The sequence below is a fragment of the Pigmentiphaga sp. NML030171 genome (genome assembly GCF_002188635.1).
Taxonomy (GTDB): Bacteria; Pseudomonadota; Gammaproteobacteria; order Burkholderiales; family Burkholderiaceae_B; genus Pigmentiphaga; species Pigmentiphaga daeguensis.
On sequence record NZ_NINX01000047.1, the window covers coordinates 14,161 to 40,692 of the forward strand.

29 protein-coding genes and 1 tRNA gene are annotated in these 26,532 nt (G+C 66.9%); 19 read left to right on the plus strand and 11 right to left on the minus strand.

Annotated elements, in window-relative coordinates:
* Positions 1-65 precede the first annotated feature (65 nt).
* From CDO46_RS23875 to CDO46_RS23900, 6 genes are all read right to left on the minus strand, one after another.
* Positions 66-425, minus strand: coding sequence for a DUF2946 domain-containing protein (locus CDO46_RS23875; RefSeq protein WP_087841067.1), 360 nt, complete (start codon positions 423-425; stop codon positions 66-68).
* Positions 426-466: 41 nt separating this feature from the next.
* Positions 467-1,435: a tripartite tricarboxylate transporter substrate binding protein gene (locus CDO46_RS23880; protein ID WP_087841068.1), complete on the minus strand. Its 969-nt coding sequence runs from the start codon at positions 1,433-1,435 to the stop codon at positions 467-469.
* A 215-nt stretch (positions 1,436-1,650) separates the two neighbouring features.
* Entirely contained in the window at positions 1,651-1,965 is a 315-nt protein-coding gene (locus CDO46_RS28845; protein WP_087841069.1) for a type II toxin-antitoxin system RelE/ParE family toxin, read from the minus strand.
* The gene (locus CDO46_RS23890; protein WP_087841070.1) at positions 1,944-2,228 is read right to left on the minus strand and encodes a type II toxin-antitoxin system ParD family antitoxin; all 285 of its coding nucleotides are present in this window, start codon (positions 2,226-2,228) and stop codon (positions 1,944-1,946) included. Before CDO46_RS23890 ends, CDO46_RS28845 begins: the two co-directional genes overlap by 22 nt.
* A gap of 159 nt (positions 2,229-2,387) precedes the next feature.
* Positions 2,388-2,463 (minus strand) — tRNA-Asn (locus tag CDO46_RS23895).
* Between the two features lie 196 nt (positions 2,464-2,659).
* Complete coding sequence (locus CDO46_RS23900; RefSeq protein WP_087841071.1) at positions 2,660-3,862, minus strand: amino acid aminotransferase; 1,203 nt, start codon at positions 3,860-3,862, stop codon at positions 2,660-2,662.
* A gap of 149 nt (positions 3,863-4,011) precedes the next feature.
* Here CDO46_RS23900 and uvrB point away from each other — a divergent pair, with 149 nt between their 5' ends.
* The 11 genes from uvrB (at position 4,012) to CDO46_RS23955 (ending at position 14,268) form a co-directional block, all read left to right on the plus strand.
* Positions 4,012-6,159 (plus strand): excinuclease ABC subunit UvrB, encoded by a 2,148-nt coding sequence (gene uvrB, locus CDO46_RS23905; protein WP_087841072.1) that lies wholly within the window; start codon positions 4,012-4,014, stop codon positions 6,157-6,159.
* A gap of 249 nt (positions 6,160-6,408) precedes the next feature.
* Positions 6,409-6,900, plus strand: a complete 492-nt coding sequence (locus CDO46_RS23910; protein ID WP_087779776.1) for a low molecular weight protein-tyrosine-phosphatase — start codon at positions 6,409-6,411, stop codon at positions 6,898-6,900.
* A 239-nt stretch (positions 6,901-7,139) separates the two neighbouring features.
* On the plus strand, positions 7,140-7,643 hold the full coding sequence (locus CDO46_RS23915) for an Rrf2 family transcriptional regulator (protein ID WP_087841073.1): 504 nt from the start codon (positions 7,140-7,142) through the stop codon (positions 7,641-7,643).
* Positions 7,644-7,675: 32 nt separating this feature from the next.
* A complete protein-coding gene (locus tag CDO46_RS23920) occupies positions 7,676-8,887 on the plus strand; it encodes an IscS subfamily cysteine desulfurase (RefSeq protein WP_087841074.1) in 1,212 nt (403 codons plus the stop codon).
* Positions 8,888-8,902: 15 nt separating this feature from the next.
* Positions 8,903-9,289: a Fe-S cluster assembly scaffold IscU gene (gene iscU, locus CDO46_RS23925; RefSeq protein WP_087841075.1), complete on the plus strand. Its 387-nt coding sequence runs from the start codon at positions 8,903-8,905 to the stop codon at positions 9,287-9,289.
* Positions 9,290-9,298: 9 nt separating this feature from the next.
* A complete protein-coding gene (gene iscA, locus CDO46_RS23930) occupies positions 9,299-9,622 on the plus strand; it encodes an iron-sulfur cluster assembly protein IscA (RefSeq protein ID WP_087841076.1) in 324 nt (107 codons plus the stop codon).
* Positions 9,622-10,155, plus strand: a complete 534-nt coding sequence (gene hscB / locus CDO46_RS23935; RefSeq protein WP_087841077.1) for a Fe-S protein assembly co-chaperone HscB — start codon at positions 9,622-9,624, stop codon at positions 10,153-10,155. Before iscA ends, hscB begins: the two co-directional genes overlap by 1 nt.
* 15 nt (positions 10,156-10,170) lie before the next feature.
* Positions 10,171-12,033 (plus strand): Fe-S protein assembly chaperone HscA, encoded by a 1,863-nt coding sequence (hscA, locus tag CDO46_RS23940; protein WP_087841078.1) that lies wholly within the window; start codon positions 10,171-10,173, stop codon positions 12,031-12,033.
* A 45-nt stretch (positions 12,034-12,078) separates the two neighbouring features.
* On the plus strand, positions 12,079-12,420 hold the full coding sequence (fdx, locus tag CDO46_RS23945) for an ISC system 2Fe-2S type ferredoxin (protein ID WP_087841079.1): 342 nt from the start codon (positions 12,079-12,081) through the stop codon (positions 12,418-12,420).
* Positions 12,421-12,451: 31 nt separating this feature from the next.
* On the plus strand, positions 12,452-12,643 hold the full coding sequence (gene iscX, locus CDO46_RS23950; RefSeq protein ID WP_087841080.1) for a Fe-S cluster assembly protein IscX: 192 nt from the start codon (positions 12,452-12,454) through the stop codon (positions 12,641-12,643).
* A gap of 71 nt (positions 12,644-12,714) precedes the next feature.
* Positions 12,715-14,268, plus strand: a complete 1,554-nt coding sequence (locus CDO46_RS23955) for a TonB-dependent siderophore receptor (protein ID WP_087841081.1) — start codon at positions 12,715-12,717, stop codon at positions 14,266-14,268.
* Here the strand turns inward: CDO46_RS23955 and CDO46_RS23960 are convergent.
* Positions 14,250-14,714, minus strand: coding sequence for a MarR family winged helix-turn-helix transcriptional regulator (locus CDO46_RS23960; protein WP_087841082.1), 465 nt, complete (start codon positions 14,712-14,714; stop codon positions 14,250-14,252). The two genes, CDO46_RS23955 and CDO46_RS23960, sit on opposite strands and share 19 nt — an antisense overlap.
* Complete coding sequence (locus tag CDO46_RS23965) at positions 14,714-15,577, minus strand: amidohydrolase family protein (RefSeq protein WP_087841083.1); 864 nt, start codon at positions 15,575-15,577, stop codon at positions 14,714-14,716. The genes CDO46_RS23960 and CDO46_RS23965 overlap by 1 nt, the downstream gene beginning before the upstream one ends.
* A gap of 153 nt (positions 15,578-15,730) precedes the next feature.
* On the opposite strand from CDO46_RS23965, the gene CDO46_RS23970 reads away from it, so the two are divergent.
* Positions 15,731-15,934 (plus strand): hypothetical protein, encoded by a 204-nt coding sequence (locus CDO46_RS23970; RefSeq protein WP_087841084.1) that lies wholly within the window; start codon positions 15,731-15,733, stop codon positions 15,932-15,934.
* A gap of 12 nt (positions 15,935-15,946) precedes the next feature.
* Here CDO46_RS23970 and CDO46_RS23975 read toward each other — a convergent pair whose 3' ends face one another.
* Positions 15,947-16,852: a LysR family transcriptional regulator gene (locus CDO46_RS23975; RefSeq protein ID WP_087841085.1), complete on the minus strand. Its 906-nt coding sequence runs from the start codon at positions 16,850-16,852 to the stop codon at positions 15,947-15,949.
* Between the two features lie 117 nt (positions 16,853-16,969).
* Between CDO46_RS23975 and CDO46_RS23980 the strand changes: the two genes are divergently transcribed.
* From CDO46_RS23980 to CDO46_RS23990, 3 genes are read left to right on the plus strand one after another with little or no spacing between them, the layout of a single operon-like run.
* A complete protein-coding gene (locus tag CDO46_RS23980; protein WP_087841086.1) occupies positions 16,970-18,130 on the plus strand; it encodes a mandelate racemase/muconate lactonizing enzyme family protein in 1,161 nt (386 codons plus the stop codon).
* Between the two features lie 38 nt (positions 18,131-18,168).
* Positions 18,169-19,128 (plus strand): tripartite tricarboxylate transporter substrate binding protein, encoded by a 960-nt coding sequence (locus tag CDO46_RS23985; RefSeq protein ID WP_087841087.1) that lies wholly within the window; start codon positions 18,169-18,171, stop codon positions 19,126-19,128.
* Between the two features lie 4 nt (positions 19,129-19,132).
* On the plus strand, positions 19,133-20,089 hold the full coding sequence (locus tag CDO46_RS23990; RefSeq protein ID WP_087841088.1) for an NAD(P)-dependent oxidoreductase: 957 nt from the start codon (positions 19,133-19,135) through the stop codon (positions 20,087-20,089).
* 15 nt (positions 20,090-20,104) lie between these two features.
* Here CDO46_RS23990 and CDO46_RS23995 read toward each other — a convergent pair whose 3' ends face one another.
* Together CDO46_RS23995 and CDO46_RS24000 are read right to left on the minus strand one after the other, a co-directional pair.
* Complete coding sequence (locus CDO46_RS23995; RefSeq protein ID WP_087841089.1) at positions 20,105-21,100, minus strand: CoA ester lyase; 996 nt, start codon at positions 21,098-21,100, stop codon at positions 20,105-20,107.
* Between the two features lie 469 nt (positions 21,101-21,569).
* The gene (locus tag CDO46_RS24000) at positions 21,570-22,556 is read right to left on the minus strand and encodes a malate dehydrogenase (protein ID WP_087841090.1); all 987 of its coding nucleotides are present in this window, start codon (positions 22,554-22,556) and stop codon (positions 21,570-21,572) included.
* A 377-nt stretch (positions 22,557-22,933) separates the two neighbouring features.
* Here CDO46_RS24000 and CDO46_RS24005 point away from each other — a divergent pair, with 377 nt between their 5' ends.
* The 4 genes from CDO46_RS24005 to sdhA all read left to right on the plus strand — a co-directional run bounded on the left by CDO46_RS24005 (position 22,934) and on the right by sdhA (position 26,468).
* Entirely contained in the window at positions 22,934-23,674 is a 741-nt protein-coding gene (locus CDO46_RS24005) for a GntR family transcriptional regulator (protein WP_207958678.1), read from the plus strand.
* A gap of 215 nt (positions 23,675-23,889) precedes the next feature.
* Positions 23,890-24,303, plus strand: coding sequence for a succinate dehydrogenase, cytochrome b556 subunit (gene sdhC / locus CDO46_RS24010; RefSeq protein WP_087841092.1), 414 nt, complete (start codon positions 23,890-23,892; stop codon positions 24,301-24,303).
* Complete coding sequence (gene sdhD, locus CDO46_RS24015; RefSeq protein ID WP_087841093.1) at positions 24,303-24,686, plus strand: succinate dehydrogenase, hydrophobic membrane anchor protein; 384 nt, start codon at positions 24,303-24,305, stop codon at positions 24,684-24,686. Before sdhC ends, sdhD begins: the two co-directional genes overlap by 1 nt.
* A 3-nt stretch (positions 24,687-24,689) precedes the next feature.
* Complete coding sequence (gene sdhA, locus CDO46_RS24020) at positions 24,690-26,468, plus strand: succinate dehydrogenase flavoprotein subunit (protein WP_087841094.1); 1,779 nt, start codon at positions 24,690-24,692, stop codon at positions 26,466-26,468.
* Positions 26,469-26,532 lie beyond the last annotated feature (64 nt).

The following is a 26,532-nucleotide window of genomic DNA, read 5'->3' on the forward strand; positions in this document are numbered from 1 at the left end:
GGGTCTCGTCTTGGAAATATGGCCGGCAAAGCCTGCCGGCGTGGCGCGTCGAGGAGAGCATGGGCTCAGGCCGGCGGCGCGCGGGACGAGAAATGCAGGTGGGGCGGGATGGGCAGGGACGGCAGGGCCCGGGTGGGCCGGCAGGCCTGGCCGAGGTCGCGCGCGGGCGCGATCTGCGCCTGCACGGCGGGCGGGGGCAGGGCGGCATGGGCGCCGGCCAGGCATAGCGGGCATTGCAGGGCGGCCAGCGCATGCGGATCGCCGTCGCGCGGATCCTGGGGCGCGGGAACGCTGCCCTGCGCCGTGCACAGCACGGACAGCCATGGCGGCGGGCCCGCCGATGCGTGCGCGACGGGCATGGCCGTGTGCCAGAGCACGCACAGCAGTGCCAGCCAGACGAAGCGCGGGGAAGCATGAACGGCCATGGGCGGGATGATACCCCAGTCCCGCTCCGGGGCCTGCCGCGCTACTCGGGCTTGATGCCCGCCTTGCGCGCGACGTCGCCGAACAGTTTCACCTCGCGTTCGATGCGGGCTTTCATCTGGGGCGCGGTCTCTCGCATCGGTTCGAAGCCGGCGGCGCGCAGCCTGTCGGCGTACTCGGGGTTGGCGACGACCTTGCCGACCGCCTCGGCCAGCCGCGCGCGGACGGCCGGCTCGACCCCCATGGGCAGCATGATGCCGAACCAGATGCTCATGATCACTTCGGGATAGCGCTCGGCCGCGGCCGGCACCTCGGGCAGGGCGGGCAGGCGCCTGGGTTCCATCACCGTCAGCGGCAGCAGCCGGTTGCTGCGTATGTATTCGGCCGACGGCGCATAGGTGGCCGAGGCCAGGTTGATCTGCCCGCCGACGGCGTCGGCCACCACGGCGGCCGCACCTTTGTAGGGCACGTGCACCAGATCGATGCCCGCGGCCGACTTCAAGAGCTCCACGGCGAAGTGCTGCGGCGTGCCGTTGCCCGAACTGCCGTAGGTCAGCCTGCCCGGATTGGCCTTGGCGTACTTGACCAGCTCGTCCAGGGTCTTGACCGGTGCCTGGGGATGGGCAAGCAGCAGCAGGGGCGTACCGCCGATCAGGCCGATGGGATCGAGGTCGCGCGCGATGTCGAACGGCAGGTCCTTCTGCATGGACGGCGCGATCGTGCGCGCGCTGTCGGCGAACAGGATGGTGTAGCCGTCGGCGGGGCCCTTGGCCACCATGTTGGAGCCGATCACGCCGCCCGCGCCGGGACGGTTCTCGACCACCACCTGCTGGCCGAGTTCGGCCGACAGGTAGGGAGCGATGAGCCGCGCGACGATGTCGGTGCCGCCGCCGGGGCCGAAGGGCACGACGAAGCGGATGGGGCGGGAAGGGAACGTATCGGCCCTGACGGGCGCGGCGGCCGCGCAGGCCAGGCCCGCCAGCGCGGCCGACAGCAAGGCGCGTCTCTGCATGGTGTCTTCTCCGGTGGTGCGGGCGCGATGGATGCTCGCCGCCTCGTCATGGGAACGGCCAAGGTTCCGGCCTGCGGCGGAAACGGGCGCCGGACCGGCCGTGCTGCGGCAAATTACCGGACGGTCCGGTGTTGATCAAGATTGAATGTTGAATGAAGTTTCAGGCGGGAACCGCCCGCGCCAGCGCGGTTCCAGGCGTGGTGGCAGCCGTGGCTTTAGATATCGAACCCACCTTGGTCGGCGATGGCTCCAAGGTCGCGCATGCCGTGCAAAACGCGCACGATCACGACTGCGGTTTCGCTTGCCTGATAGTAGATGGCGTAGGCCCCGTGGAAGACCACACGCAGGTCCCGCCCGAGTTGTCGCCGTTCCGGATGTCCCAGAGGGTATGCCAGCAATCGCTCGCACGTTCCGTACAGCTTGTTCAGGAACCGGGTAGCGGTCGCCTCCGAAGCTCCCTCGGCAATATACGACCAGATTTCCGCCAGATCCTGTTCGGCGCTGTCGGTTATTTGGAGCGTGCGGCTAATAGCTGCTTTCCCCGGGCGATGATGCGGTCCGCGTCAAAGGTCTTGACTCGGCCTGCGGCTACGTCGACCAAGCCCTGATCGATATCCGCCTTGAGGGCGGATAGTTCATTGAGCATCAGTTGGCGGCGTGTCTTCCATTCGCGCAAGGCCTCACGTACGACCTCGCTGGTCGAGGCGTATTCGCCGTCATCCACGGCTTGCTTGATGGAGGCGGCCATTTCCGATGGCATGGTGATTGTCAGGCGTTCCAGCGTAGTGGGCATGAATCACTCCCGATAACATCTTCATAAATCATACTTTTTCATACTGAAGCGCTCAAGTCCTCGGCCGCGAGAGGCCGGCCGGACGCGAGAAGGCCAAATGGCAAGGGAAAAGCAAAAAGCCCCTACGGCGAAACCGTAAGGGCTTTTTGCTTGAATCTGTGGCTCCCCGAACTGGGTTCGAACCAGTGACCTGCGGATTAACAGTCCGTCGCTCTACCGACTGAGCTATCGGGGAATCGAGCCAAAAACTATAGCATGCCCCAACGCTAGAGCGCAACCAGGGCGTCCCGGATCCGGCTCTGGCGGTCCGCCAGTGCCGCCCCGCGGGGTCCGGCGCCGGGCCGCCCCAAGACGGGCCCCGGCCCCCTCGGGGGGCTGCCGCGTAGCGGCTGGGGGCTCACCATGCCGGGCGCGCGTAAGCGCGTAGGGGGTTACTTCAACACAGCGGCGATGCCGTCGGCGACGGCATCGATGTTGCGGCTGTTGAGCGCGGCCACGCAGATGCGGCCGGTCGAGACGGCATAGATGCCGTGCTCTTCGCGCAGGCGGTCCACTTGCGCGGCCGTCAGGCCCGAATACGAGAACATGCCGCGCTGCTGCAGCACGAAGCCGAAGTCCCGCGCAACGCCGCGTTCCTTGAGCTTGGCGACCAGGGCGGCGCGCATGGCGCGGATGCGTTCGCGCATCTCGCCCAGCTCGGCTTCCCATTCGGCCCGCAGTTCGGGCGAGGTCAGTACCTGGGCGACCACCGTGCCGCCATGGGTGGGCGGGTTGGAGTAGTTGGTGCGGATCACGCGCTTGAGCTGGCTCAGCACGCGGCCGCTTTCTTCCTTGTCGGCGGCGACCAGGGACAGGGCGCCCACGCGCTCGCCATACAGCGAGAAGGACTTCGAGAAAGACGAGCTGATCAGGAAGGTCAGTTCGGCGTCGGCGAACTGGCGCACGGCCGTGGCATCGGCGTCGATGCCGTCGCCGAAGCCCTGGTAGGCGATATCCAGGAAGGGAATGAGCTGGCGCGCCTTGACCACCTCGACCACTTTGGTCCACTGGTCGGCGGTCAGGTCCACGCCCGTCGGGTTGTGGCAGCAGGCATGCAGCACGACCACCGTGCCGGCGGGGTAGCTTTCCAGCGCGGCGATCATGCCGGCGAAGTTCACGCCGTGGGTGGCTGCGTCGTAGTAGGGATAGTTGACGACCTCGAAGCCGGCGTACTCGAACAGCGCGCGATGGTTTTCCCAGCTCGGGTCGCTGATGGCGACCTTGGCCTGGGGAACCAGGCGCTTGAGGAAGTCGGCGCCGATCTTGAGCGCGCCCGTGCCGCCCAGGCTCTGGGCCGTCAGGACCCGGCCCGCGGCGATCAGCGGGGAGTCGGCGCCCAGCAGCAGCTCCTGCACCGCGCGGTTATAGCCCGCCAGCCCTTCGATGGGCAGGTAGCCGCGCGCGGCGGCCGCGTCGATGCGCGCCTGCTCGGCCTTGCGAACCGCCTTCAGAAGGGGAATCCGGCCTTCGTCGTTGTAGTACACGCCCACGCCGAGATTGACCTTGTTGCTGCGGGTGTCGGCGTTGAATTGTTCGGTAAGGCCCAGGATGGGGTCGCGAGGGGCCAGTTCTACGGCGGCGAAGAGCGAAGTCATGAAAAGCGTCCGTTAAGCGCGCGGGGTTGAAGGGAGAAGTGGTGCAGGGGATAATGGCAGGTTGGTTTTTACAATACGAAACGCATCGGGGTCCGGAACTCTGGGACCCTTTCGCTGCCGAAGTTTTCCTGATGAAACAAGAGTCTAGCATGCAGACTACGCCTTCCGATGGGTTGAACGACGCCGCCGCGGTGGTGGCGGCAGCCGCCGGCGAGCAAGGCTTCGAGCCCCGTTTCGTCACCTACGACGGCAGCCCTTTCCAGCTCTACCAGCCCTATCCGCCCGCCGGGGACCAGCCGACGGCCATCGCGCAACTGTGCGAAGGCATCGAGGACGGCCTGATGTACCAGACCCTGCTGGGCGTGACCGGCTCGGGCAAGACCTACACCATGGCCAACGTGATCGCCCGCATGGGGCGTCCGGCCATCGTGCTGGCGCCCAACAAGACGCTGGCCGCCCAGCTCTACGCCGAGATGCGGGAATTCTTCCCGCGCAACGCGGTCGAGTATTTCGTCTCGTACTACGACTACTACCAGCCCGAAGCCTACGTGCCGACCCGCGATCTCTTCATCGAGAAGGATTCGTCCATCAACGAGCACATCGAGCAGATGCGCCTGTCGGCCACCAAGAGCCTGCTCGAGCGCCGCGATACCATCATCGTGGCCAGCGTTTCGTGCATCTACGGTATCGGCAATCCCGACGACTATCACGACATGGTGATGCTGCTGCGCACCGGCGACCGCATGGGGCAGCGCGACATCATCGCGCGGCTGGTGGCCATGCAGTACACGCGCAACGATACGGAGTTCATGCGCGGCACGTTCCGGGTCCGGGGCGAGCTGATCGACGTCTTCCCGGCCGAACACGCCGAGCTGGCCCTGCGCATCACGCTGTTCGACGACGAGGTCGAGACGCTGGAGCTGTTCGATCCGCTGACCGGCAAGGTGAGGCAGAAGATCCTGCGCTTCGCGGTCTACCCGGGCTCGCATTACGTGACGCCCCGCGCCACCGTGCTGCGCGCGATCGAGACCATCAAGGAAGAGCTGCGCGAGCGTACCCGCTACTTCGTCGACAACGGCCAGCTGGTCGAGGCCCAGCGCCTGGAACAGCGCACCCGCTTCGACCTCGAGATGCTGCAGGAGCTGGGATTCTGCAAGGGCATCGAGAACTACTCGCGCCACCTGTCGGGCGCCAAGCCGGGCGATCCGCCGCCGACGCTGGTGGACTACCTGCCGCACGACGCCCTGATGATCATCGACGAGAGCCACGTCACGGTGGGGCAGGTCGGCGCCATGTACAAGGGCGACCGCTCGCGCAAGGAAACCCTGGTGAACTACGGCTTTCGCCTGCCGTCCGCGATGGACAACCGGCCGCTGAAGTTCGAGGAATTCGAGTCCAAGATGCGCCAGACCATCTTCGTCTCGGCCACTCCGGCGGACTACGAAAAGAAGCATGCCGACGCCGTGGTCGAGCAGGTGGTGCGGCCGACCGGCCTGGTCGATCCCGTGGTCGAGATCCGGCCCGCGCTGAACCAGGTGGACGACGTGCTGGGCGAGATCAACGAGCGGGTGGCCCGCAACGACCGGGTGCTGATCACCACGCTGACCAAGCGCATGGCCGAGGACCTGACGGACTTCCTGACCGACCACGGCGTGAAGGTGCGCTACCTGCACTCGGACATCGATACGGTCGAGCGCGTGGAAATCCTGCGCGACCTGCGCCTGGGCACCTTCGACGTGCTGGTCGGCATCAACCTGCTGCGCGAAGGGCTGGACATCCCCGAGGTGTCGCTGGTGGCCATCCTGGACGCCGACAAGGAAGGCTTCCTGCGGTCCGAGCGCAGCCTGATCCAGACCATAGGGCGGGCGGCGCGCAACCTGAACGGCAAGGCCATCCTGTATGCCGACCACATGACCGACTCGATGCGGCGGGCGCTGGACGAGACCACCCGCCGCCGCGAGAAACAGTTGCGCTTCAACGAGGAACGCGGCATCGTCCCGCAAGGGGTCAAGAAGGAAGTGCGGGACCTGATCGACGGTGTCTATGCGCCGTCGGATGGCATGGACGGCGGCGAGTCGCTCGAGGCGGCCCGCTTCGAGGCCATGGGCGAGAAGCAGATCGCCAAGGAGATCAAGAAGCTGGAGAAGGCGATGCTCGAGTACGCGCGCAACCTGGAGTTCGAGAAGGCCGCGCAGGCCCGCGACCAGTTGCTGGCGCTCAAGCAGAAGGTATTCGGCGCGGGCGGGCAGCAGGCCGACGAGGACGCCCTGAACGCCGCCGGGCCGGCGCGCGCGTGAAGCGCCCGTTGCCGGGTGCGGCGAACTTGTGCATCGCGAGATAGTTGTGCACCGATTTGGTGCTCGAACGGGGTGAGACAAGGATTCGTCCGTGGAACCGCTATTGTGCGCGGTGTTTGCCCATGGTGCCCAATCGCTAATGCGTGAAAGGTAACGCCCTGATTCTAAAGAGGTTTTTAAAGCACCACATTTTCATGTGCTTATAAAAAAAGCTTGAACTATCCGGGGTTTTCCCGCACACTTCTGGACATGATGACCAAGGTACTGTTTGTGTGCATGGGCAACATCTGTCGCTCGCCGAGCGCAGAGGGCGTGTTTCGCCGCTTGGTGAAGGACGCCGGTCTTTCCGACGTTGTCCGTATAGAATCGGCCGGGACGCACGCCTTCCATATTGGCGAGCCGCCCGATGCCCGTATGCAGGCTGCCGCCCGCAAGCGTGGCTATGACATCAGCGAAATCCGCGCGCGCCAGATCCGTGTGGACGATTTCCGCGAATTCGACATGATCCTGGCAATGGACTGGGACAACCTGTCCTTGCTGCAACAGCAGGCGCCCAAGCAATATCAGCACAAGCTGATGCTGCTGATGCGCTTCGCCAACGAATACGAGGAAGCCACCGTCCCGGATCCGTACTACGGCGGGCCGGAAGGCTTCGCCAAGGTGCTCGACTATATCGAGGACGCCTGCCAGGGGTTGCTGGAAGTCGTGCGCAAGCGCGCCACCCAGTACCAGGCGGCCTGAATCCCGATCGCCGTTTCGTTCTGTCCCTCATTGCAGGCCCGGATCGCGTCCGGGCCTTGTTTTGCCGGCGACGGCCCCGTCGCCAGGCGCCGCGGCTGGCCCCCCGACCGAATTTTTGCGCCGCAGCATCACCCCCTGGTAATTTCCCGAATTAATCCCTAGAAAAACATTCGGGAATTGGCTATACTTGAGCAAATCGTTAAGGATTTGCTCCCGCCGGTTCACCTCAGGGGTTTCGAATGCGACTCACCACCAAAGGACGCTTCGCCGTCACTGCCATGATCGATCTGGCGCTGCGCCAGCACAGCGGCCCGGTCACCCTGTCCGCCATCAGCCAGCGCCAGAACATTTCGCTGTCCTATCTGGAGCAGTTGTTCGGCAAGCTGCGCCGGCATGAACTGGTCGACAGCATGCGCGGTCCGGGCGGTGGCTATTCGCTGGCCAAGCTGGCCCGCCACGTTACCGTGGCCGACATCATCTTCGCCGTCGACGAACCGCTGGACGCCACCGACTGCGGCGGCAAGCAGGATTGTTCCCGCGGCAACGACGGCAAGGCCGGTAAGTGCATGACGCATGAACTGTGGTCCACGCTCAACCGCAAGATGGTCGAGTACCTGGACTCGGTGTCCCTGCAGGACCTGGTCGACCAGCAGCGCATGCGCGAGTTGCAGGAAGCCAACGCCGCCAAGTCGGTGCTGATGGATCGCCGCTCGGGCGCTCCCGAATCCACCGCGACGGCCTGAGGGCCGTCGCAGCAACACAAGGGTTGGATGTCATGATCAAAACGCCGGTTTATCTCGATTATTCGGCGACCACGCCGGTGGATCCGCGGGTGGTCGACGCCATGGTCCCGTGGTTGTACGAAAAATTCGGCAACCCGGCCTCGCGCAGTCATGCCTACGGCTGGGATGCCGAACGGGCCGTCGAAATCGCCCGCGAGCAGGTTGCCGCCCTGGTGAACGCCGATCCGCGCGAAATCGTGTGGACCTCGGGCGCCACGGAGTCCGACAACCTGGCGATCAAGGGCGCGGCGCATTTCTACGCCGAGCGCGGCAAGCACATCATCACGGTGAAGACCGAGCACAAGGCGGTGCTGGACACCTGCCGCGAACTGGAGCGGGAAGGCTTCGAGGTCACCTACCTGGACGTGCAGGAAAACGGCCTGCTCGACCTGGAGGCCTTCAAGGCGGCGATCCGCCCGGACACGATCCTGGCCTCGGTCATGTACGTCAACAACGAGATCGGCGTCATCCAGGACATCGAGAAGCTGGGCGAGATCTGCCGCGAGAAGGGCGTGATCTTCCACGTCGACGCCGCCCAGGCCACCGGCAAGGTCGTCATCGACCTGGCCACGCTGAAAGTCGACCTGATGTCCTTCTGCGCGCACAAGATGTGCGGGCCCAAGGGCATAGGCGCGCTGTACGTGCGGCGCAAGCCGCGCGTGCGCATCGAGGCGCAGATGCACGGCGGCGGCCACGAGCGCGGCATGCGCTCGGGCACGCTGGCCACGCACCAGATCGTCGGCATGGGCGAGGCCTTCCGCATCGCCAAGGAAGAGATGGCCACGGAAAACGAGCGCGTGCGCATGCTGCGCGACCGGCTGTGGGCAGGCCTCTCGACCATCGAAGAGGTCTACCTCAATGGCGACATGGAGCAGCGCATCCCGCACAACCTGAACGTCAGCTTCAACTACGTCGAGGGCGAGTCCCTGATCATGGCGGTGAAGGAACTGGCGGTCTCGAGCGGCTCGGCCTGCACCTCGGCCAGCCTGGAACCCTCGTACGTGCTGCGCGCCCTGGGCCGCAGCGACGAGCTGGCGCACAGTTCCATCCGCTTCACCCTCGGCCGCTTCACGACGGAAGAGGAAATCGACTTCACCGTCCAGCTGATCCGCGGCAAGGTCGACAAGCTGCGCGAAATGTCCCCGCTGTGGGAAATGGTCAAGGACGGCATCGACATCAACACGGTGCAGTGGGCTGCACACTGAACCAGGAGAAAAAACATGGCCTATAGCGAAAAAGTCATCGATCACTACGAGAACCCCCGCAACGTCGGCTCCTTCGAGAAGGGCGACGACTCCGTGGGAACGGGCATGGTGGGCGCGCCGGCCTGTGGCGACGTGATGAAGCTGCAGATCAAGGTCAACGAGCAGGGCGTCATCGAGGACGCGCGCTTCAAGACCTATGGCTGCGGTTCGGCCATCGCCTCCAGCTCCCTGGTGACCGAATGGGTCAAGGGCAAGACGCTGGACCAGGCGCTCGATATCCGCAACACGCAGATCGCCCAGGAACTGGCGCTGCCCCCGGTCAAGATCCACTGCTCGATCCTGGCCGAGGACGCCATCAAAGCGGCCGTGAACGACTATCGTGCCAAGCACGGAAACAGCTAAGAGGAAGCCATGTCGGTAACGTTGACCGAACGCGCCGCGCGCCACGTCAGCCGCTACCTCCAGAAACGGGGGAAGGGCATAGGGCTGAGGCTGGGCGTGCGCACCACCGGATGCTCGGGCCTGGCGTACAAGCTCGAATACGTGGACGAGGCCCAGGCCGACGACCAGGTGTTCGAGAGCCAGGGCGTGAAGGTGTACGTCGATCCCAAGAGCCTGCCGTACCTGGCCGGCACCGAACTCGACTATGCGCGCGAGGGGCTCAACGAGGGCTTCAAGTTCAACAACCCGAACGAAAAGGCATCCTGCGGCTGCGGTGAGTCTTTCACCGTCTGATGCAACACGATCCCGATCACTTCGAGCTGTTGGGCCTCGCGCCCGGTTTCGCCATCGACCGCGATGCGCTGGACCGGGCCTGGCGCGAGGTCCAGGCGCGGGTCCACCCGGACCGGCACGCGGCCGGCTCGGCCCAGGAGCGGCGCGTGGCCATGCAGTGGGCCTCGCGCGCGAACGAGGCCTATCGGGTGCTGCGCGCGCCCTTGTCCCGGGCGCGCTACCTGTGCGAGCGCGCGGGCGTCGACCTGCAGGTCGAGACCAACACGGCCATGACCCCGGCCTTCCTGATGCAGCAGATGGAGTGGCGGGAGGCGCTGGACGAGGCCCGGTCGGCCCGCGACCCGGCCGCGCTGGAAGCCCTGGCGGGAGAGCTGGCCGCCGCGCGCAAGCGCATGACGGCCGAGGTTGGCCGGCTGCTGGACGAACAGCATGACTATGCCACTGCCGCCGCCCGCGTGCGGGAGTGGATGTTCATTGAAAAATTCTCCGAAGAGATCGACCTCGCCGTCGATGCTCTGGCGGAACAAGACTGAGAACAACAGGAACGCATGGCGCTTTTGCAGATAGCCGAACCCGGCATGTCCGACGCCCCCCACCAGCGCCGTCTGGCGGTGGGCATCGATCTGGGCACGACCAACTCGCTGGTGGCGTCGGTACGCAGCGGCGCCGCCGAGGTCCTGCGCGATGAAGAGGGCCATGCGCTGCTGCCCTCGGCGGTGCGCTACCTGCCGGGCGGCGACGTCCAGATCGGGCGCAAGGCGCTGGCGGCCCAGGCGCAGGATCCCCACAATACGCTGGTGTCGGTCAAGCGCTTCATGGGGCGCGGGCTGGCGGACGCCCAGCGGCTGCACGTGCCGTACGAGTTCGTCGATGCCCCCGGCATGGTGCGCATCCGTACCGTGCAGGGCGACAAGAGTCCGGTCGAGGTGTCGGCGCAGATCCTGGCCAAGCTGCGTCAGCAGGCCGAGGATGCCCTGGGCGACGATCTCGTGGGCGCGGTGATCACCGTGCCCGCGTATTTCGACGACGCCCAGCGGCAGGCGACCAAGGACGCCGCCCGGCTGGCCGGATTGAACGTGCTGCGGCTGCTGAACGAACCGACGGCGGCGGCGATCGCCTACGGCCTGGACAACGCGGCCGAAGGCATCTACGCGGTCTACGACCTGGGCGGCGGCACGTTCGACATCTCCATCCTGCGCCTGTCCAAGGGCGTGTTCGAAGTCATCGCCACGGGCGGCGACACGGCGCTGGGCGGCGACGATTTCGACGCCGCCATCGTGGCGTGGGCCGTGAACGACCGCAAGCTGTCCGGGCTGGGGCCGGAAGACCAGCGCGCCTTGCTGGTCGCGGCGCGCCAGGCGCGCGAGGCGCTGACCGACGCGGAGCAGGCCGAACTGGCCGCCACGCTGTCGGGCGGCCGTACGCTGGCGCTGGCGTTGACGCGCGAGCATTTCGAGATCCTGGCGCGTCCGCTGGTGGCCCGCACGCTGTCGAGCGCCAGGCGGGCGCTGCGCGACGCCGGCCTGGCCGCTGACGAGGTCAAGGGCGTGGTCATGGTGGGCGGCGCGACCCGCATGCCCATCGTGCGCCGCATGGTGGCCGATCTGTTCGGCACCGACCCGCTGATCAATCTCGATCCGGACCAGGTCGTGGCGCTGGGCGCCGCCATGCAGGCCAATCTGCTGGCGGGCAACCGCACGGCCGACGACGAGTGGCTGCTGCTGGACGTGATCCCGCTGTCGCTGGGCCTGGAAACCATGGGCGGGCTGGTCGAGCGCGTGATCGCGCGCAACAGCACGATCCCGGTGGCGCGCGCCCAGGACTTCACGACATTCAAGGACGGCCAGACGGCCATGGCCATCCACGTGGTCCAGGGCGAACGCGAGCTGGTGTCCGATTGCCGCTCGCTCGCCCGTTTCGAGCTGCGGGGCATTCCTCCCATGGTGGCCGGCGCCGCCCGCATCCGCGTGACCTTCCAGGTCGACGCCGACGGGCTGCTGAGCGTGACGGCGCGCGAGCAGAGCTCGGGCGTGGAAGCCTCGATCTCGGTCAAGCCCTCGTACGGGCTGTCGGATGACGAAGTGGCGGCCATGCTGGCGGACGGCATGAACAGCGCCGACGTGGACATGAAGCTGCGCGCGCTGCGCGAGCAGCAGGTCGAGGCCCGGCGCCTGGTCGAGTCGGTCGAGGCGGCGCTGCAGGCCGATGCCGACCTGCTGGATCCGGATGAACAGGCCGCGATCCGGGCCCAGCTGGCGCGCACCGCCAGCGCCGCGGCCAGCGACGACAGCGAGACGGTACGGGCCCAGGTCGAGGCGCTGGCGCAGGCCACCGAGGACTTCGCCGCCCGCCGGATGGACCGCAGCATACGCCGCGCGCTGTCGGGGCGCCGCGTGGACGAAATCGTGTAAGGAAGCGCCCGGCGCTTCCGTTCGCATCATTATCAGGTTGCCATCATGCCCAAACTCACCGTGCTTCCGCACGCCGAACTCTGCCCGGAAGGCGCGGTCATCGAGGACGCGCCCTCGGGCACATCCATCTGCCGCGTGCTGCTCGACCATCACATCGAGATCGAGCACGCCTGCGAACTGTCGTGCGCCTGCACCACCTGCCACGTGATCGTGCGCGAGGGTTTTTCCTCGCTCGAATCCGCCACGGACAACGAGGAAGATCTGCTGGACAAGGCCTGGGGCCTGACTTCCACCTCGCGCCTGTCCTGCCAGGCCGTGATCGAGGATGCCGACCTGACGATCGAGATTCCCAAGTACACCATCAACCACGCCGCCGAAAATCATTGACGGATGCCGGCGCAAGGCCAGGAGAACCCCGATGAAGTGGACGGACATCTACGAAATCGCCGCGGCGCTGGCCGACGCCCATCCCGACGTGGACCCGGAGCAGGTGCGTTTCACCGACTTGCACAACTGGGTGCTGGAACTTCCTGGCTTCGATGACGATCCGAAACGTTCCGGAGAGAAAATTCTCGAAGCCATACAGATGGCGTGGATAGCCGAGGCCTAGGGCCGGCGGTGCCGGCGTGCGCCGCGAGAGCCGGCCGAGTCCGGGCCACGGCGATACGGACGAGCATGCGAGTGACGTTTCTGCATTTCCTGACGCGGGCCGTGCCCATCCTGGCGTCGACGGCGGCGCTGCTGGCGCTGGGCGCGTGCGCGCCCGCGGTTTCCCTGCAAGAACCCGCCGCGGCCTCGATGGTGCCCGCGGGTCCGGCCGTGCCGCCGGAGCCGGCCGCGCCCGAGCCCGAGCTGCCCTATACGCCGGTGCCCATCGTCTATGCCGTGACGGACGAGGGCACGGTCAGGGTACCGACCGCGCCGGCCTGGAACCCCGGGGCGGACATGTCGGTGGACACCCGTACCGGTACCCAGGCCTACGACCAGGCGAACCGGAAGCAGTCCAGCTACGAGTTCGAGCAGAAGCTGGACGACACCTGGGTGGTCAAGCAGAACGTCCGCTATGGCCGGCCCGATAACCAGCCCGCCGTGGATTGGATCAACGGATCGCCGGCGCCGCAGGATGCGCTGGGGCCGGGGCTGGGCACCTTCAACGTCGGCTCGCAGGCGCAGGCCCGGTTCACGACGCTGGGATTCCAGCACACGTTCAAGTTCGGCTTCGATTACGTCAAGTCGCGCGACATCTACGAAAGCCGGATCGCGCCGTCGCCGTCGCTGGACATCTTCGATGCGGCCTACGGCACGGCCATCGGCCAGCCGCGCATTGCCGCGCGCTCGTTCGCGGAAGAAAGCAAGCTGGGATTCTTCGTGCAGGACCAGGTGCAGTACCGGCGGTGGGTCCTGTCCATGGTCGGGCGGCGCGACCAGAATACCCACCGCACCATCGACCTGAACGCCGCCGGGAACGACGGCACCGGCCTGCGCGAGGACGACGTCTACAGCGGCCGGCTGGGGCTGCGCTACCAGTTCGACATCGGCCTGGCGCCGTACGTGAACTATTCGCAAAGCTACGCGCCCCAGGCCGGCACCGCCGCGTCCGCCACCAGCCAGCAGTACGAGACCGGCGTGCGCTACCAGCCGCCGGCGCTCGGGCAGTTGATGACCATCACGGCGTTCAACCAGATCCAGAACAATGCCCAGACCTCCGAGGCGCAGGAAGGCTGCGCCGTGGCAGGGTGCAGCGCCTGGGCCGAACTGCGCATACGCGGCGCCACGGTCGAGAGCCGGATGCAGCCGCTGCAGGGCCTGAACCTCGTGGCCACCTACGCGGTCACCAGCTCGACCGTGATCGGCGCGAGCGAGGACGCCTACGCGGCCATGCTCGGCAATCGCTATGCGGACGTGTCCGAGCAGCGTGTTTCCGTGGGGGCCAGATACGCCGTCACGCGCGGCAGTTTCGCCGGCCTGAGCCTGGACGGCAGGGTGGGGCGCGCGGGCGCGGTCTACAGCAACGTGGCCCAGCCGGGCCTGGCCGTGGCCTATACCCTGGTGGATGCGGGCATCAACTACGACTTTGCCCACCTGAGCCCGGACCTGAAGGGCCTGAAGCTGCGCGCCAGCGCGAACAACATGTTCGATACCAGCTACGCGTCGTACTGCTACACCGATTCGTGCACCGCCGGCGGCCGCCGCTCGGTGTCGGCCATCCTGAACTATCAGGTTCCCTGGCCTTGAAGCGCGCCCTGCGCTTCGTTCACTTTCTTCAATAGCCGCAACAGTTCCCGGCGCTCGGCGGGCGTCAGCATGGCCGTGGCCTCCTGGTCCAGGTCCAGCGCGGTCGCGGCGGCCTTGCGGTAGAGGCGGGTGCCGGCCGGCGTCAGCAGCAGGATCTGCATGCGCTGGTCCGAGGGCTGGCGCTCGCGGCGGACCAGGCCGCGTTCGAGCAGCCGCGCCAGCACGGCCGCCATGTTGGGCGGCGAGACATTAATGGCGTCGGCCAGGCGCTTCTGGCTGATGCCTGGATTGGCGTCCAGCAGCGACAGCACGGCGAACTCCGCCTGCCGCAGGTCGTGGTCCGCCATGCGCTGGGCAAACAGGGGGCGGATGCCGGACGAGGCCAGCCGTGCGCTGTGGCCCACTAGGCCGAGCAGGAAGGTCTGGTCCAGGGGCTCCTGCGCCATCAGGCGAAACCCAGCAACTTGGCCGCGTTGTCCTTCAGGATGAGCGGATGGACCTCGGGGCGAAAGCCCGCGGTCTCGAAATCCTGCATCCAGCGTTCGGGCGTGATCAGCGGGAAGTCCGAGCCGAACAGCATCTTGTGCTTGAGCTGGGTGTTGGCGTAGTGCACCAGTTCCTTGGGGAAGTACTTGGGCGACCAGCCCGACAGGTCGATGTAGACATTGGGCTTGTGCAGGCAGACCGACAGCGCCTCGTCCTGCCAGGGCCATGAAGGATGGGCGATGATGATCTTCATGTCGGGGAAATCCGCCGCCACGTCGTCCAGGTGGATGGGGTTGGAGTACTTCAGCCTGAGCCCGCCGCCGCCCGGCATGCCGGTGCCTATGCCCGAATGCCCGCTGTGGAAGATGGCGGGCAGGCCGGCCTCGGCGATGACTTCGTACAGGGGGTAGGCCAGTTCGTCGTTCGGGTAGAAGCCCTGGACGGTGGGGTGGAACTTGAAGCCCGCGACCTTGTAGTCCTGGATCAGCCGGCGCGCCTCGCGCACGCCCATCTTGCCCTTGTGCGGATCGATGCTGGCGAAGGCCAGCATCATGTCGCTGTTTTCGAGCGCCGCTTCCGCGATTTCTTCATTGGGGATGCGCCGCCGGCCCAGGTTGGCTTCGGCATCGACGGTGAACATGACCAGGCCGATGCGTTTTTCGCGATAGCGCGCGATGGTCTCGGGTATGGTGGGCCGGTGCGTGAACTTGAAGTATTTCTCGGCGGCCTCGTCGAATTCCTTGCCGAAGGCATCGGGCGCGCAGCGGCAGGACACTTCGGCGTGGACATGGATGTCGATGGCGATGAGGTCGTCGATGTTCATGAGATAGTTATGAAACATAATAGATATTTTTCATAACTATACGGAGGCTGGCGGCGGGTGTCAGGAGGGGAAACCCTAGAACAAGACCGCGATGGGGACTTGCGCTATTCTTGCCGGAATGCCATGTGGCGTGATTTTCGATGGAACCGGCCTATGGCTACCGACAAAGACAACGATCCCGACCTGCAAGCCCTGATCCAGTGGTGCACCGAAGTGGAGGGCTTCCTGGTGGCCGCGGGCGCGAGCCGCGAAGAGGCCCAGGACTACATCGAGCAGGAAGCCGAGTGGTTCACCGACCAGTTCTACGACGGGCTGACCCCCGAGGAAGCCGCCAAGGCCAGCTTGAACGACCAGTAGTCCCGGCTCCGGTCACGGCCGTCCGCGCCGTGGCCGCGCCGGCCGGATCAGGGCGATGAGCTGGTCCGTGACCGGTTGCAGCGCCTGCCTGGGCCAGACCACGTGGATGGGGCGCTCGGGTAGGGCGTGCGCGACCTTCAATATCCTGAGGCTGCCGTTACCGGCATGGCGCCGCGCGACCTGCCGCGGCATGACGGCCAGCATGGGCGTGCCCGGCAGCACGCTGGCGATGGCGTCGTAGGTCCGCGCCGCCACCCGGCAGGCGGGGGGCGGCACGCCGTGGTGCTGCCAATAGCGGTCGAACTCCAGCCGCGAGGGGGTCTCCGGCGCCGGCGCGGCGAACGGATGCCGCGCCAGGGCCCCGGGTGTCAGCGGTCCGTCGGACATGTCCGGGCCGGGTACGCCGCACACGAACACGTTGCGGTCCAGGTAGAGCTGGCGCGAGAGCAGGTTAGGCGGCATTTCCCCGAACAGCGAGAGGATCGCCAGGTCCAGTTCCCCCCGTGCCAGGGCCGCGAGCAGGGTCAGGCTGTCGTCTTCCCGCAGGTCGATCTCGACCTCGTCGGCCAGCGCGCCGGCTGGGCGATGCAGCAGGCCGGGCACGACCAGGTCCAGCGCGCGGGGAATGCACCCCACGCGCAGGTGCCAGCGGCCGTCCCGCGCCATGTCCTGCAGGCGCCGCACGTCGGCGGCGACGCGGCGCGCCACCTGCTCGGCCAGGGCGCCCGCCGCCGTGGCTCGGCTGCCCTGGGCCGAGCGCTCGAACAGCCGCACGCCCATGCGTTCCTCGGCCTCGCGCAGCAGCCGCGACAGGGCGGGCTGGGAGGTTTCCAGGGCGATGGCCGCCTGGTGCAGCGATCCGGTCTCGGCGGTGGCCAGCACGGCGCGCAAGTGGCGAAGTTCCAGGGATTTGCTCATGATGGGGGGATAAGGGGGATGCGAATCTGATATCGATATATCTCATATCCATATCATTTTCAAATAACCTGGGCTTGCGTACGCTGGCGGCATTCCAACCCATGCAAGGGGCAAGTCGTGAAAGTGCGAAACGCCGAGTGCCTGACCGTTCATCCCGGCTGGCGCAAGAACCTCATCTTCATCCGGCTCGAGCTCGAGGATGGTACCGTCGGCTGGGGCGAAAGCTACAGCCAGTACGACCGCGACGAGGCCGTGGCGGCGCAGGCGCGCGAACTGCTGCGCTACCTGGTGGGGCGCGACGTCTTCAACATCCGGTATTTCTGCCAGGTGGCGTTCGACGACTATGCCCAGCGCCGCTCTTCCCTGGAGTTCTGGAGCGCGCTGTCGGGCATCGAGATGGCGATGTGGGACGCCGTGGGCAAGCTGCTCGGGCAGCCCGTGCACCGGCTGCTGGGCGGGCGGTGCCGCGAGCGCGTGCGCGTCTACGCGAACGGGTGGGGGTACAAGCTCAAGACGCCCGATGACTATGCCCGCGCGGCCGAGCAGGTGGTGGCCGCCGGCTTCGACGCGCTGAAGTTTGACCCGCTGCCGCGGCCCTGGCGCACCTATATTCCGCGCGAGCCCATACTGCACGCCGTCGCGGTGGTGCGCGCCGTGCGGGACGCGGTCGGCCCGGGCGTCGAGCTGCTGCTCGACCTGCACCGCCGGCTGGCGCCGGTGCATGCCATCGAGCTGGCGCGACAACTGGAACCGCTGAATCCGTACTGGATAGAAGAGCCGTGCCAGAAGGAGAACATGGAGGCGATCCAGGAAGTGCGCCAGGCCACGACCATCCCGGTGGTGACGGGCGAGGCGCTGTATGGCCGCGCGGATTTCCGCAGCGTGTTCCGCAGCCGGGCCGCCGACATCATCAACCCGGACGTGTCCAACTGCGGCGGCATCCTGGAACTGCTGTTCATCGCCGCGCAGGCCGAGACCGAGATGATCGCGGTGTCCCCGCACAACTACAACTCGACGCTGCTGTCGCTGTCGGCCACGGTGCACGCGGCGGCCTGCATGCCCAACTTCACGATCACCGAGTACTTCGTTCCTTTCGAGGAGTTCTCGCAGCGCATCTCGCGCCAGGCGCTCGTGCCGGTGGACGGCCACATCCGGGTGCCCGAGCTGCCCGGACTGGGGCTGGACATCGACGAGGCGGCGCTGCGGTCCATGCCCTCGCGTCCGTATCCGACGCGCAGCCTGCGGCACAGCGAGGACGATCTGCAAGCCACGTTCTGACCGCGCGTTCCACGACAACGACAAGCAAGGAGACGATCATGAATTTTCCGGTCCGTTGGTGGGGCGCCTGCGCCCTGGCGGGGATGATGCTGGCGGCGTCGCCGGCACGGGCGGCGGAATGGCCCGAGCGCCCGCTGCACTTCATCACGACCTCCGCAGCCGGCTCGCCGCTCGACACGATGATGCGCGCGCTGGGCAAGGAACTGGGCGACGTGCTCGGGCAGACGGTGGTGGTGGAGAACCGCCCCGGCGGCACGGGGGCGGTGGGCATGAACATGGCCTTGAACGCGCCGGCCGACGGTTACACGGTCGTGTCGGCCACCGGGTCCACGTCGTTCCTGATGGCCGAGAAGGACAGCCGTTTCCAGCCGTCCGATTTCATTTTCCTGCGCGCCTTGCAGACCGAGCCGTCCAGCGTGGCGGTGCGCAAGGACAGCCCGTACCACAGCCTGAAGGACCTGGTCGAGGCACTGAAGCGCCAGCCCGACAAGGTCAATATCGGCGGCTACGCCACCGCCGGATTCCACCAATACGTGCTGTACCGCCTGGAGCAGAAGGCCGGCTTCAAGTCCACCTGGATTCCCTACCAGGGCGGCAACCAGGCGCTGCTGGCGCTGATGGGCGGACACCTGCATGCCGCGGTGATCACTCCCAGCACGGCCATGGCCCAGATCCGCAGCGGCGACGTGCGCCTGCTGGGCATCAGCAGCGAGTCGCGCAACGAGTTCTTTCCCGACGTGCCGACCTTTCGCGAGCAGGGGTACGATGTGGTGGAAACGCTGTGGCGCGGCGTGATGGTGATCAAGGGCACGCCGCCCGCGGTCACGGCGCGGCTGGTGCGGGGCATGGAGGATGTCGAGAAGCGACCCTCGTGGAAGACGTTCATGCGCGAGAACATGCAGGACAGCATGCCCCTGTCGCAACCGGACCTGCAGCGCTTCGTCGCCGGCGAAGTCGCCGACCGGCGGCAGTTCCTGATGTCGCTGCAGAAGAAATAAGGCAATGAATATTCTTTGTTCGGAACGCGGCGCGCGGGAACTGGCCGACGCCGGCCTCCTGGCACGCTGGCCCGGCCGGGTCGACCTGGTCGGCATCGGGCAGGCCGACCAGGCCGACGTGGTCTTCCTGACGCGCGACATCGTCTGGCCGTCCACCGACGACTGGCTGGCGCCGGCCACCGCGGCGTTCTACGACGCGATGCTTGCCGCCCCCAGGCTGCGCTGGGTCCACACCTATGCCTCGGGCGCCGACCGGCGCATCTACCACGACCTGCGCGCGCGCGGCGTGCAGGTCACCAACTCCGCCGGCGCCAATGCCGGCGCGGTGGCGCAGACGGCGCTGGCGGGGTTCCTGTATTTCGCCCGCCGGCTGCACGCGGCGCACCGCCAGCAACTGGAGAAGCGCTGGCAGCCGATGGCGCACGACGAGGTGCGCGCGTTGCGCAGCACCGAGGCCATGGTGGTGGGGTGGGGCGAGATCGGCAGCCGCATCGGGCAATACCTGTCCACCCTCGGCATGCCGCTGCGGGTGCTGCGCCAGAGCGCGGAACCCGTGGCCGGCGTGGTCGCCACCGGCGGCTACGAGCGCTTCCACGAATGGGTGGGGCAGGTGGACTGGGTGTTCTTCGCCTGCCCGCTGTCGCCGGCCACGCGGGGGTTGTTCAACATGGGCACGCTGGAGGCGCTGCGGGCCGGGCGGCCGCTGGGCGTGGTCAACGTGGCGCGCGGCCCCCTGATCGACACGCAGGCGCTGCTGGCTGCCCATGCGCGCGGCCTGGTGCGCCACGCCCACCTGGACGTCTTCGATACCGAGCCGCTGCCGCCGGACCATCCCCTGTGGGATTGCGAGGATTTCCTCGTGACGCCCCACATGGCCGGGACCTCGGACGGCAACCGCGAAGAGGTCGTCGACCGTTTCCTGGGGCTGCTCGCCCGCTTCCTGGAGGCCGGCGGCAACTGACGCCGGCGGCCCGGTTCAGGAGAAGAACTGGCGCCGTGCCTCGGCCGACACGTCCACGCCGGCGGCATGGGCACGCCGCAGCACGTCCCAGTAGTAGCGGTAGCTGGCGCGGTCGTGCAGCCGGCCGGCTTGCGGATCCCCGTCGCGGATGGGGCCCCAGTCGGCGCGGGCGGCGGCCAGCAGGATGCGCTCGGCGTCCGCGACGTCGGCCGCGGTGGGCGACAGGGCTTCGACGATGGGGTCGATCTGCGAGGGGTGGATGCTCCACATGCGCGTATAGCCGAATTTCTGTCCGGCGCGCCGGGCGGCGCGCGAGATCACGTCGGGTGCGTTCAGTTCGGTGACGACGTTGTGCGAGGGCACCTTGCCGTAGGCGTGGCAGGCGGCCGAGATCTCGAGCTTGGCGCGCGCGATCAGCGGATGGTCGAACTGGCCTTCGGCGGTCAGCGCGTGCGCGGGAATGGCGCCGTGGTGCGAGGACACGAAGTCCATCAGCCCGAAGGACAGGCATTCGATGGCGGGATGGGCGGCGATGCGGAAGACTTCGCGCAGTGCGCCGTGGGTCTCGATCAGCACGTGGACGGGGATCTTGCGGTCCAGTCCCATTTCCATGCCTATGCGTTCGATGGATTCGGCGGCGTTGAGGGCGTCGTTGGCGGAGTTGACCTTGGGGACGGTGATGTAGGCGAGCCGGGGGCCGGCGATGCCGATGAGGATGTCGAGGTCGCTGATGAAGGAGGGGTGGTTGACGTCGTGCACGCGCACGCCGACGCGCCCGTGGCGGTTGGCATCGCTGGCGGCCAGGCGGGCGGCCATTTCGGCGTGCTCGGCCTCGCGGCCGACGGCGGCGCCGTCCTCGCAGTCCAGGGTGACGTCGAACACGGGGCCGGCCTGGGCCTGGCGTTCCAGGCTTTTCTGCATCAGCTTTTCGGAGCCGGCGTAGTGGTCGCAGACGGGGAGGACTGCGGGGGGCTTGGCTGACTGGTGGAGGACTTCGGAGGGGTGTTTCATGGGGTCTGGTCCGGGTTCTTGAGACGGCCGTGTCCGGGGCGATGGGCTGGCGGGGCGCAGCGACGCCGGTCCCGCTGCGCGGGACTTCCCGGTTTTGTCAGGCTTGGCGGGGCGGGCGCAGAACTCGCGCGGGGACAGTCCCCCGGACTGTCCCTACTGCCGCGCTCAGACAGCTGCGCCCTTGCTTCCCCGCCAAGCCTGACAAAACCGGCGGCGCCGAATGCGCCCCGCCAGCCCATCGCCCCGGACACGGCCTGCGGCAGCGAATATTGTCGCGCCGCAGGGGGCAGAGGGGCGAAAAAAAACACGCGAGACGATATCGTACTCGCGTGCTTCCTTGCCGGGCCAAAAGAACGCCGTTCTACGCCAGCCCGGTGTTACCCCAGGATGCGGTGGATCCGGCTTTGCCGGTCCACCCGCATCGCCCCCTTGAGGGGGCGCCCGAAGGGCGTAGGGGGGTGGGCTTCCCTTACAGCAGGTGCTTGACGCCGTCGCGCTCTTCGGTCAGTTCCTTCAGCGTCAGGTCCATGCGCTCGCGCGAGAAGGCGTCGATCTCGAGGTCCTTGACGACCGCGTATTCGCCGTTCTTCGTGATGACGGGAACGCCGTAGATGATGCCTTCGGGGATGCCGTACGAGCCGTCCGAGGGAACGCCCATCGTGACCCACTTGCCGTTGCTGCCCAGGATCCAGTCGCGGACGTGGTCGATGGCGGCGTTGGCGGCGGAGGCGGCGGAGGACAGGCCGCGGGCGTCGATGATGGCGGCGCCGCGCTTGCCGACGGTGGGGATGAACACGTTGCGGTTCCACTCGTCGTCATTGACCACCGACAGGGCGGGCTTGCCGGCCAGGGTGGCGAAGCGGTAGTCGGGGTACATCGTGGGCGAGTGGTTGCCCCAGACGATGAGCTTCTCGATGTCGCCGACGGCGCAGCCGGCCTTGGCGGCCAGTTGCGACAGGGCGCGGTTGTGGTCCAGGCGCAGCATGGCGGTGAAGTTGCGGGCGGGCAGGTCCGGGGCCGACTTCATCGCGATGTAGGCGTTGGTGTTGGCGGGGTTGCCCACGACCAGCACCTTGACGTTGCGGCTGGCGACGGCGTTCAGGGCCTTGCCCTGAGCCGTGAAGATCTGCGCGTTGACGGTCAGCAGGTCCTTGCGCTCCATGCCGGGGCCGCGGGGGCGCGCGCCCACCAGCAGGGCCACGTCGGCGTCCTTGAAGGCGGTCATGGGGTCGCTGTGGGCGGTGACTTCCTGCAGCAGCGGGAAGGCGCAGTCCTCGAGCTCCATGATGACGCCCTTGAGCGCTTTCTGCGCCTTTTCATCGGGGATTTCCAGCAGCTGCAGGATGACCGGCTGGTCCTTGCCGAGCATTTCGCCGGAAGCGATGCGGAACAACAGGGCGTAGCCGATCTGGCCGGCGGCGCCGGTGACGGCGACGCGCATTGCGGGCTTGGTCATATGAGTCTCCGAAGAGGATGGGGGTGAGTGAGAATGACGCGACGCGCAGTGTAACTCCGCGAGGGAAGGGCACGGCGCGATACACGATGGAGAACCGGGGACGGGAGATCGACGGCCACGGCCAGGCCAGGGCGGCTGGGCGCCAGGGTGCTGCGGGCGGCGCGGCAAGCGTGGGTCGGCATGATCGTGGGAGTGTAGGAAAATCGCCGTTGAGCGTCAATAAACATATCTTATGTTTTATATAAGACATAAGATTTTTTACGGGTTTGGTTGGACATCGCGGGTTACGCTGTGACACAATCCCGGCCATGCCGTTCAAGCCCCATCCGCCCTGCCTGTCCGCCTCGACCGACGCGCCCGCGACGGCTGGCCCGGCCATGGCCCCGGAGCCGGGTGCCCCGGGCGCGGCATTCAGTCCTTTATACAGGCAAATCAAGGGCCTGATCCTGCAAAGCCTGGATCGCGGCGAATGGAAGCCGGGCGAGGCCATCCCCAGCGAGCTGGACCTGGCTGCCCGCTTCAAGGTCAGCCAGGGCACGGTGCGCAAGGCCATCGACGAACTGGCCGCCGACAACATCCTGCTGCGCCGGCAGGGCAAGGGCACCTTCGTCGCCACCCATCACGAGGACCGCGTCCGGTTCCGCTTCCTGCGCCTGGCGCCCGACGACGGGCAGCACGCCCGCTCGCGCAGCCGCTTCCTGGAGTGCCGCCGCCTGCGCGCGCCAGCCGAGGTGGCCAAGGCGCTCGAGCTGCGCGCGGGCGACAGCGTGGTGCTGGTACGCCGTGTGCTGTCATTCGGCGAGGTCCCCACCGTCATCGACGAGATCTGGCTGCCGGGTTCCCTGTTCAGGGGGCTGACGGCCGAACGCCTGGCCGAATACAAGGGCCCGATGTACGGCCTGTTCGAAAGCGAGTTCGGCGTGCGGATGATCCGCGCCGACGAGAAGATCCGCGCGGTCCCGGCCGGAGAGCCGGAGGCCGAGCTGTTGGATATCGAGGCGGGAACGCCTCTGCTGCAGGTGGAGCGGATCTCGTTCACCTACGGCGATCGCCCGGTCGAGATGCGCCGTGGGCTGTATCTGACTTCGCGCTACCACTACCGGAACAGCCTCAATTGATGCCGTTTTGGGACACGATTTGATACGGTGGCGCTGAATGGGCGAAAATAGCAGGGTTTGCCTTACTCGGCGGCTTTCGGGCGGCTTTGCGACGCCGGCTCCTGGAACCCCGACGAGAGCCTGGCCTGCCGGCCCGGTTTTCCTAGACGACTCCTGACGCCCAGTCTCGCAACAATGGTTTTTTTCATGGTTCGCTTACTTTACCCGAGGTCGTGATGTCCGACTCTGCCGCAAAACCCCGCCCACAGTTCAGAAACATCAATATCACGCAGATCGCGCGCTACCGGCTGCCGCTGGCCGGCAAGGTGTCGATCCTGCACCGCGTTTCCGGCTTCGCGTTGTTCCTGGCGCTGCCGCTGGTGCTGTTGCCGCTGTTCGAGCGCAGCCTGATTTCTGAGATCGGCTTCGCGCAGTTCCACGATTTCGTTTCCCATCCCCTGGTCAAGATCGTCCTGCTGGGCCTGATCTGGGCGTACCTGCATCATTTCTGTGCGGGCATCCGGTTCCTGGCGCTGGATCTGCACAAGGGACTGGAAAAGCACACCGCCCAGCGCACCGCGGGCATCGTGCTGGTCGTCAGCCTGGCGCTGACCGTCGTCTTCGGTTTGAAACTGTTCGGAGTATTCTGATGTCGGCCCCGCAAAATATCGGTCCCAAGCGCCTGGTCGTCGGCGCGCACTACGGCGTGAAGGACTGGATCCTCCAGCGCATCACCGCCGTCATCCTGGTCGTCTACACGCTGGTGCTGGGCATCGGCGCGCTGGTCACTCCGGAATTCACCTACGAAAACTGGGTGCGCCTGTTCAATTTCGAAGTGCTCAGCTTCCCCCTGGGCAAGCTGCTGGCCATGCTGGCCTTCCTGTCGCTTGCCTATCACGCCTGGATCGGCGTGCGTGACATCTGGATGGACTACGTCAAGCCGACGGGCATCCGCCTGGCGCTGCAAGTCCTGACCGTTCTGTGGCTGGTCGGCTCCGTCGTCTATGCCGCTCAAATTCTGTGGAGAATCTAAGTCGTGGCCGCCGTTAAATCTTCTCTTCCGCGCCGCCAGTTCGATGTGGTGGTCGTCGGCGCCGGTGGATCCGGCATGCGTTGCTCGCTGCAGCTGGCCCAGGCCGGCCTGAGCGTCGCCGTCTTCTCCAAGGTGTTCCCGACCCGTTCGCACACCGTCGCGGCGCAGGGCGGCATCGGCGCCTCGCTGGGCAACATGAGTGAGGACAACTGGTTCTGGCACATGTACGACACCGTCAAGGGGTCGGACTGGCTGGGCGACCAGGACGCCATCGAATTCATGTGCCGCGAGGCCACCAACGCGGTCTACGAGCTCGAGCACTTCGGCATGCCGTTCGACCGCAACCCCAACGGCACGATCTACCAGCGTCCGTTCGGCGGCCATACCGCCAACTTCGGCGAAAAGCCGGTGCAGCGCGCCTGTGCCGCCGCCGACCGGACCGGCCACGCGCTGCTGCACACCCTCTACCAGCGCAACGTCGCCGCCCGTACCCAGTTCTTCGTCGAATGGATGGCGCTGGACCTCATCCGTGACGCCGAGGGCGACGTGGTGGGCGTGACCGCGCTGGAAATGGAAACCGGCGAGATCTACATCTTCGAGGCCAAGACCACCGTGCTGGCCACGGGCGGCGCGGGCCGGATCTGGGCCGCCTCGACCAACGCCTTCATCAACACCGGCGACGGCCTGGGCATGGCGGCGCGCGCGGGCCTGCCGCTGGAAGACATGGAGTTCTGGCAATTCCATCCCACCGGCGTGGCCGGTGCCGGCGTGCTGATCACCGAAGGCGTGCGCGGCGAGGGCGGCATCCTGCTGAACAAGGATGGCGAACGCTTCATGGAGCGCTACGCGCCCACGCTGAAGGACCTGGCGCCGCGCGACTTCGTCTCGCGCTCGATGGACCAGGAAATCAAGGAAGGCCGCGGTGCCGGCCCCAACGGCGACTACGTGCTGCTCAAGCTCGACCACCTGGGCGCCGAGACCATCAACAAGCGCCTGCCGTCGATCCGCGAGATCGCGATCAAGTTCGCGAACGTCGATCCCATCAAGGAACCGATCCCGGTCGTTCCGACCATCCACTACCAGATGGGCGGCATCCCGACCAACTACCACGGCCAGGTGGTCGTGCCCAAGGACGGCAATCCCAATGCCGTGGTCAACGGCCTGTACGCCATCGGCGAGTGCGCGTGCGTGTCGGTGCACGGTGCCAACCGCCTGGGCACGAACTCGCTGCTCGACCTGGTGGTGTTCGGCCGCGCGGCCGGCAACCACATCGTCGGCGCCGATCTGAAGCGCCGCAGCCACAAGGCCCTGCCGGGCGACGCCGCCGACTTCACGCTGGGCCGCGTCGACGCGATGGAAAGCCGCAAGCAGGGCGAGCGCGTGCAGGACGTCGCCAACGACATCCGCAACTCCATGCAGCGCCACTGCGGCGTGTTCCGCACCCAGGCGCTGCTGGACGAGGGCGTGGGGCAGATCCTGGAACTGGCCGAGCGTGCCAAGAGCGTGGCCTTCCAGGACCATTCCAAGGTCTTCAACATGGCACGCGTGGAAGCGCTGGAGCTGGAGAACCTGATCGAAGTGGCGAAGGCGACCATCGTGTCGGCCGCGGCCCGCAACGAGAGCCGCGGCGCCCATGCGCACAGCGACTTCCCCGAGCGCGACGACCAGAACTGGCTGCGCCACTCGCTGTGGTACTCCGAAGGCAACCGCCTGGACTACAAGCCCGTGACGATGAAGCCGCTGACCGTCGACAGCTTCCCGCCCAAAGCTAGGACTTTTTAACCCCCCCTACGCGCTGACGCGCGCCCCCCAGGGGGCGGCGCTGGCGGACCGGCAAAGCCGGATC

Bases quoted from the DNA above. Each gene is read 5' to 3' on its own strand.
- CDO46_RS23875 (WP_087841067.1), bottom strand. From the start codon at position 425: ATGGCCGTTCATGCTTCCCCGCGCTTCGTCTGGCTGGCACTGCTGTGC.
- CDO46_RS23880 (WP_087841068.1), bottom strand. From the start codon at position 1,435: ATGCAGAGACGCGCCTTGCTGTCGGCCGCGCTGGCGGGCCTGGCCTGC.
- CDO46_RS23890 (WP_087841070.1), bottom strand. From the start codon at position 2,228: ATGCCCACTACGCTGGAACGCCTGACAATCACCATGCCATCGGAAATG.
- CDO46_RS23900 (WP_087841071.1), bottom strand. From the start codon at position 3,862: ATGACTTCGCTCTTCGCCGCCGTAGAACTGGCCCCTCGCGACCCCATC.
- uvrB (WP_087841072.1), top strand. From the start codon at position 4,012: ATGCAGACTACGCCTTCCGATGGGTTGAACGACGCCGCCGCGGTGGTG.
- CDO46_RS23910 (WP_087779776.1), top strand. From the start codon at position 6,409: ATGATGACCAAGGTACTGTTTGTGTGCATGGGCAACATCTGTCGCTCG.
- CDO46_RS23915 (WP_087841073.1), top strand. From the start codon at position 7,140: ATGCGACTCACCACCAAAGGACGCTTCGCCGTCACTGCCATGATCGAT.
- CDO46_RS23920 (WP_087841074.1), top strand. From the start codon at position 7,676: ATGATCAAAACGCCGGTTTATCTCGATTATTCGGCGACCACGCCGGTG.
- iscU (WP_087841075.1), top strand. From the start codon at position 8,903: ATGGCCTATAGCGAAAAAGTCATCGATCACTACGAGAACCCCCGCAAC.
- iscA (WP_087841076.1), top strand. From the start codon at position 9,299: ATGTCGGTAACGTTGACCGAACGCGCCGCGCGCCACGTCAGCCGCTAC.
- hscB (WP_087841077.1), top strand. From the start codon at position 9,622: ATGCAACACGATCCCGATCACTTCGAGCTGTTGGGCCTCGCGCCCGGT.
- hscA (WP_087841078.1), top strand. From the start codon at position 10,171: ATGGCGCTTTTGCAGATAGCCGAACCCGGCATGTCCGACGCCCCCCAC.
- fdx (WP_087841079.1), top strand. From the start codon at position 12,079: ATGCCCAAACTCACCGTGCTTCCGCACGCCGAACTCTGCCCGGAAGGC.
- iscX (WP_087841080.1), top strand. From the start codon at position 12,452: ATGAAGTGGACGGACATCTACGAAATCGCCGCGGCGCTGGCCGACGCC.
- CDO46_RS23960 (WP_087841082.1), bottom strand. From the start codon at position 14,714: ATGGCGCAGGAGCCCCTGGACCAGACCTTCCTGCTCGGCCTAGTGGGC.
- CDO46_RS23965 (WP_087841083.1), bottom strand. From the start codon at position 15,577: ATGAACATCGACGACCTCATCGCCATCGACATCCATGTCCACGCCGAA.
- CDO46_RS23970 (WP_087841084.1), top strand. From the start codon at position 15,731: ATGGCTACCGACAAAGACAACGATCCCGACCTGCAAGCCCTGATCCAG.
- CDO46_RS23975 (WP_087841085.1), bottom strand. From the start codon at position 16,852: ATGAGCAAATCCCTGGAACTTCGCCACTTGCGCGCCGTGCTGGCCACC.
- CDO46_RS23985 (WP_087841087.1), top strand. From the start codon at position 18,169: ATGAATTTTCCGGTCCGTTGGTGGGGCGCCTGCGCCCTGGCGGGGATG.
- CDO46_RS23990 (WP_087841088.1), top strand. From the start codon at position 19,133: ATGAATATTCTTTGTTCGGAACGCGGCGCGCGGGAACTGGCCGACGCC.
- CDO46_RS23995 (WP_087841089.1), bottom strand. From the start codon at position 21,100: ATGAAACACCCCTCCGAAGTCCTCCACCAGTCAGCCAAGCCCCCCGCA.
- CDO46_RS24000 (WP_087841090.1), bottom strand. From the start codon at position 22,556: ATGACCAAGCCCGCAATGCGCGTCGCCGTCACCGGCGCCGCCGGCCAG.
- CDO46_RS24005 (WP_207958678.1), top strand. From the start codon at position 22,934: ATGGCCCCGGAGCCGGGTGCCCCGGGCGCGGCATTCAGTCCTTTATAC.
- sdhC (WP_087841092.1), top strand. From the start codon at position 23,890: ATGTCCGACTCTGCCGCAAAACCCCGCCCACAGTTCAGAAACATCAAT.
- sdhD (WP_087841093.1), top strand. From the start codon at position 24,303: ATGTCGGCCCCGCAAAATATCGGTCCCAAGCGCCTGGTCGTCGGCGCG.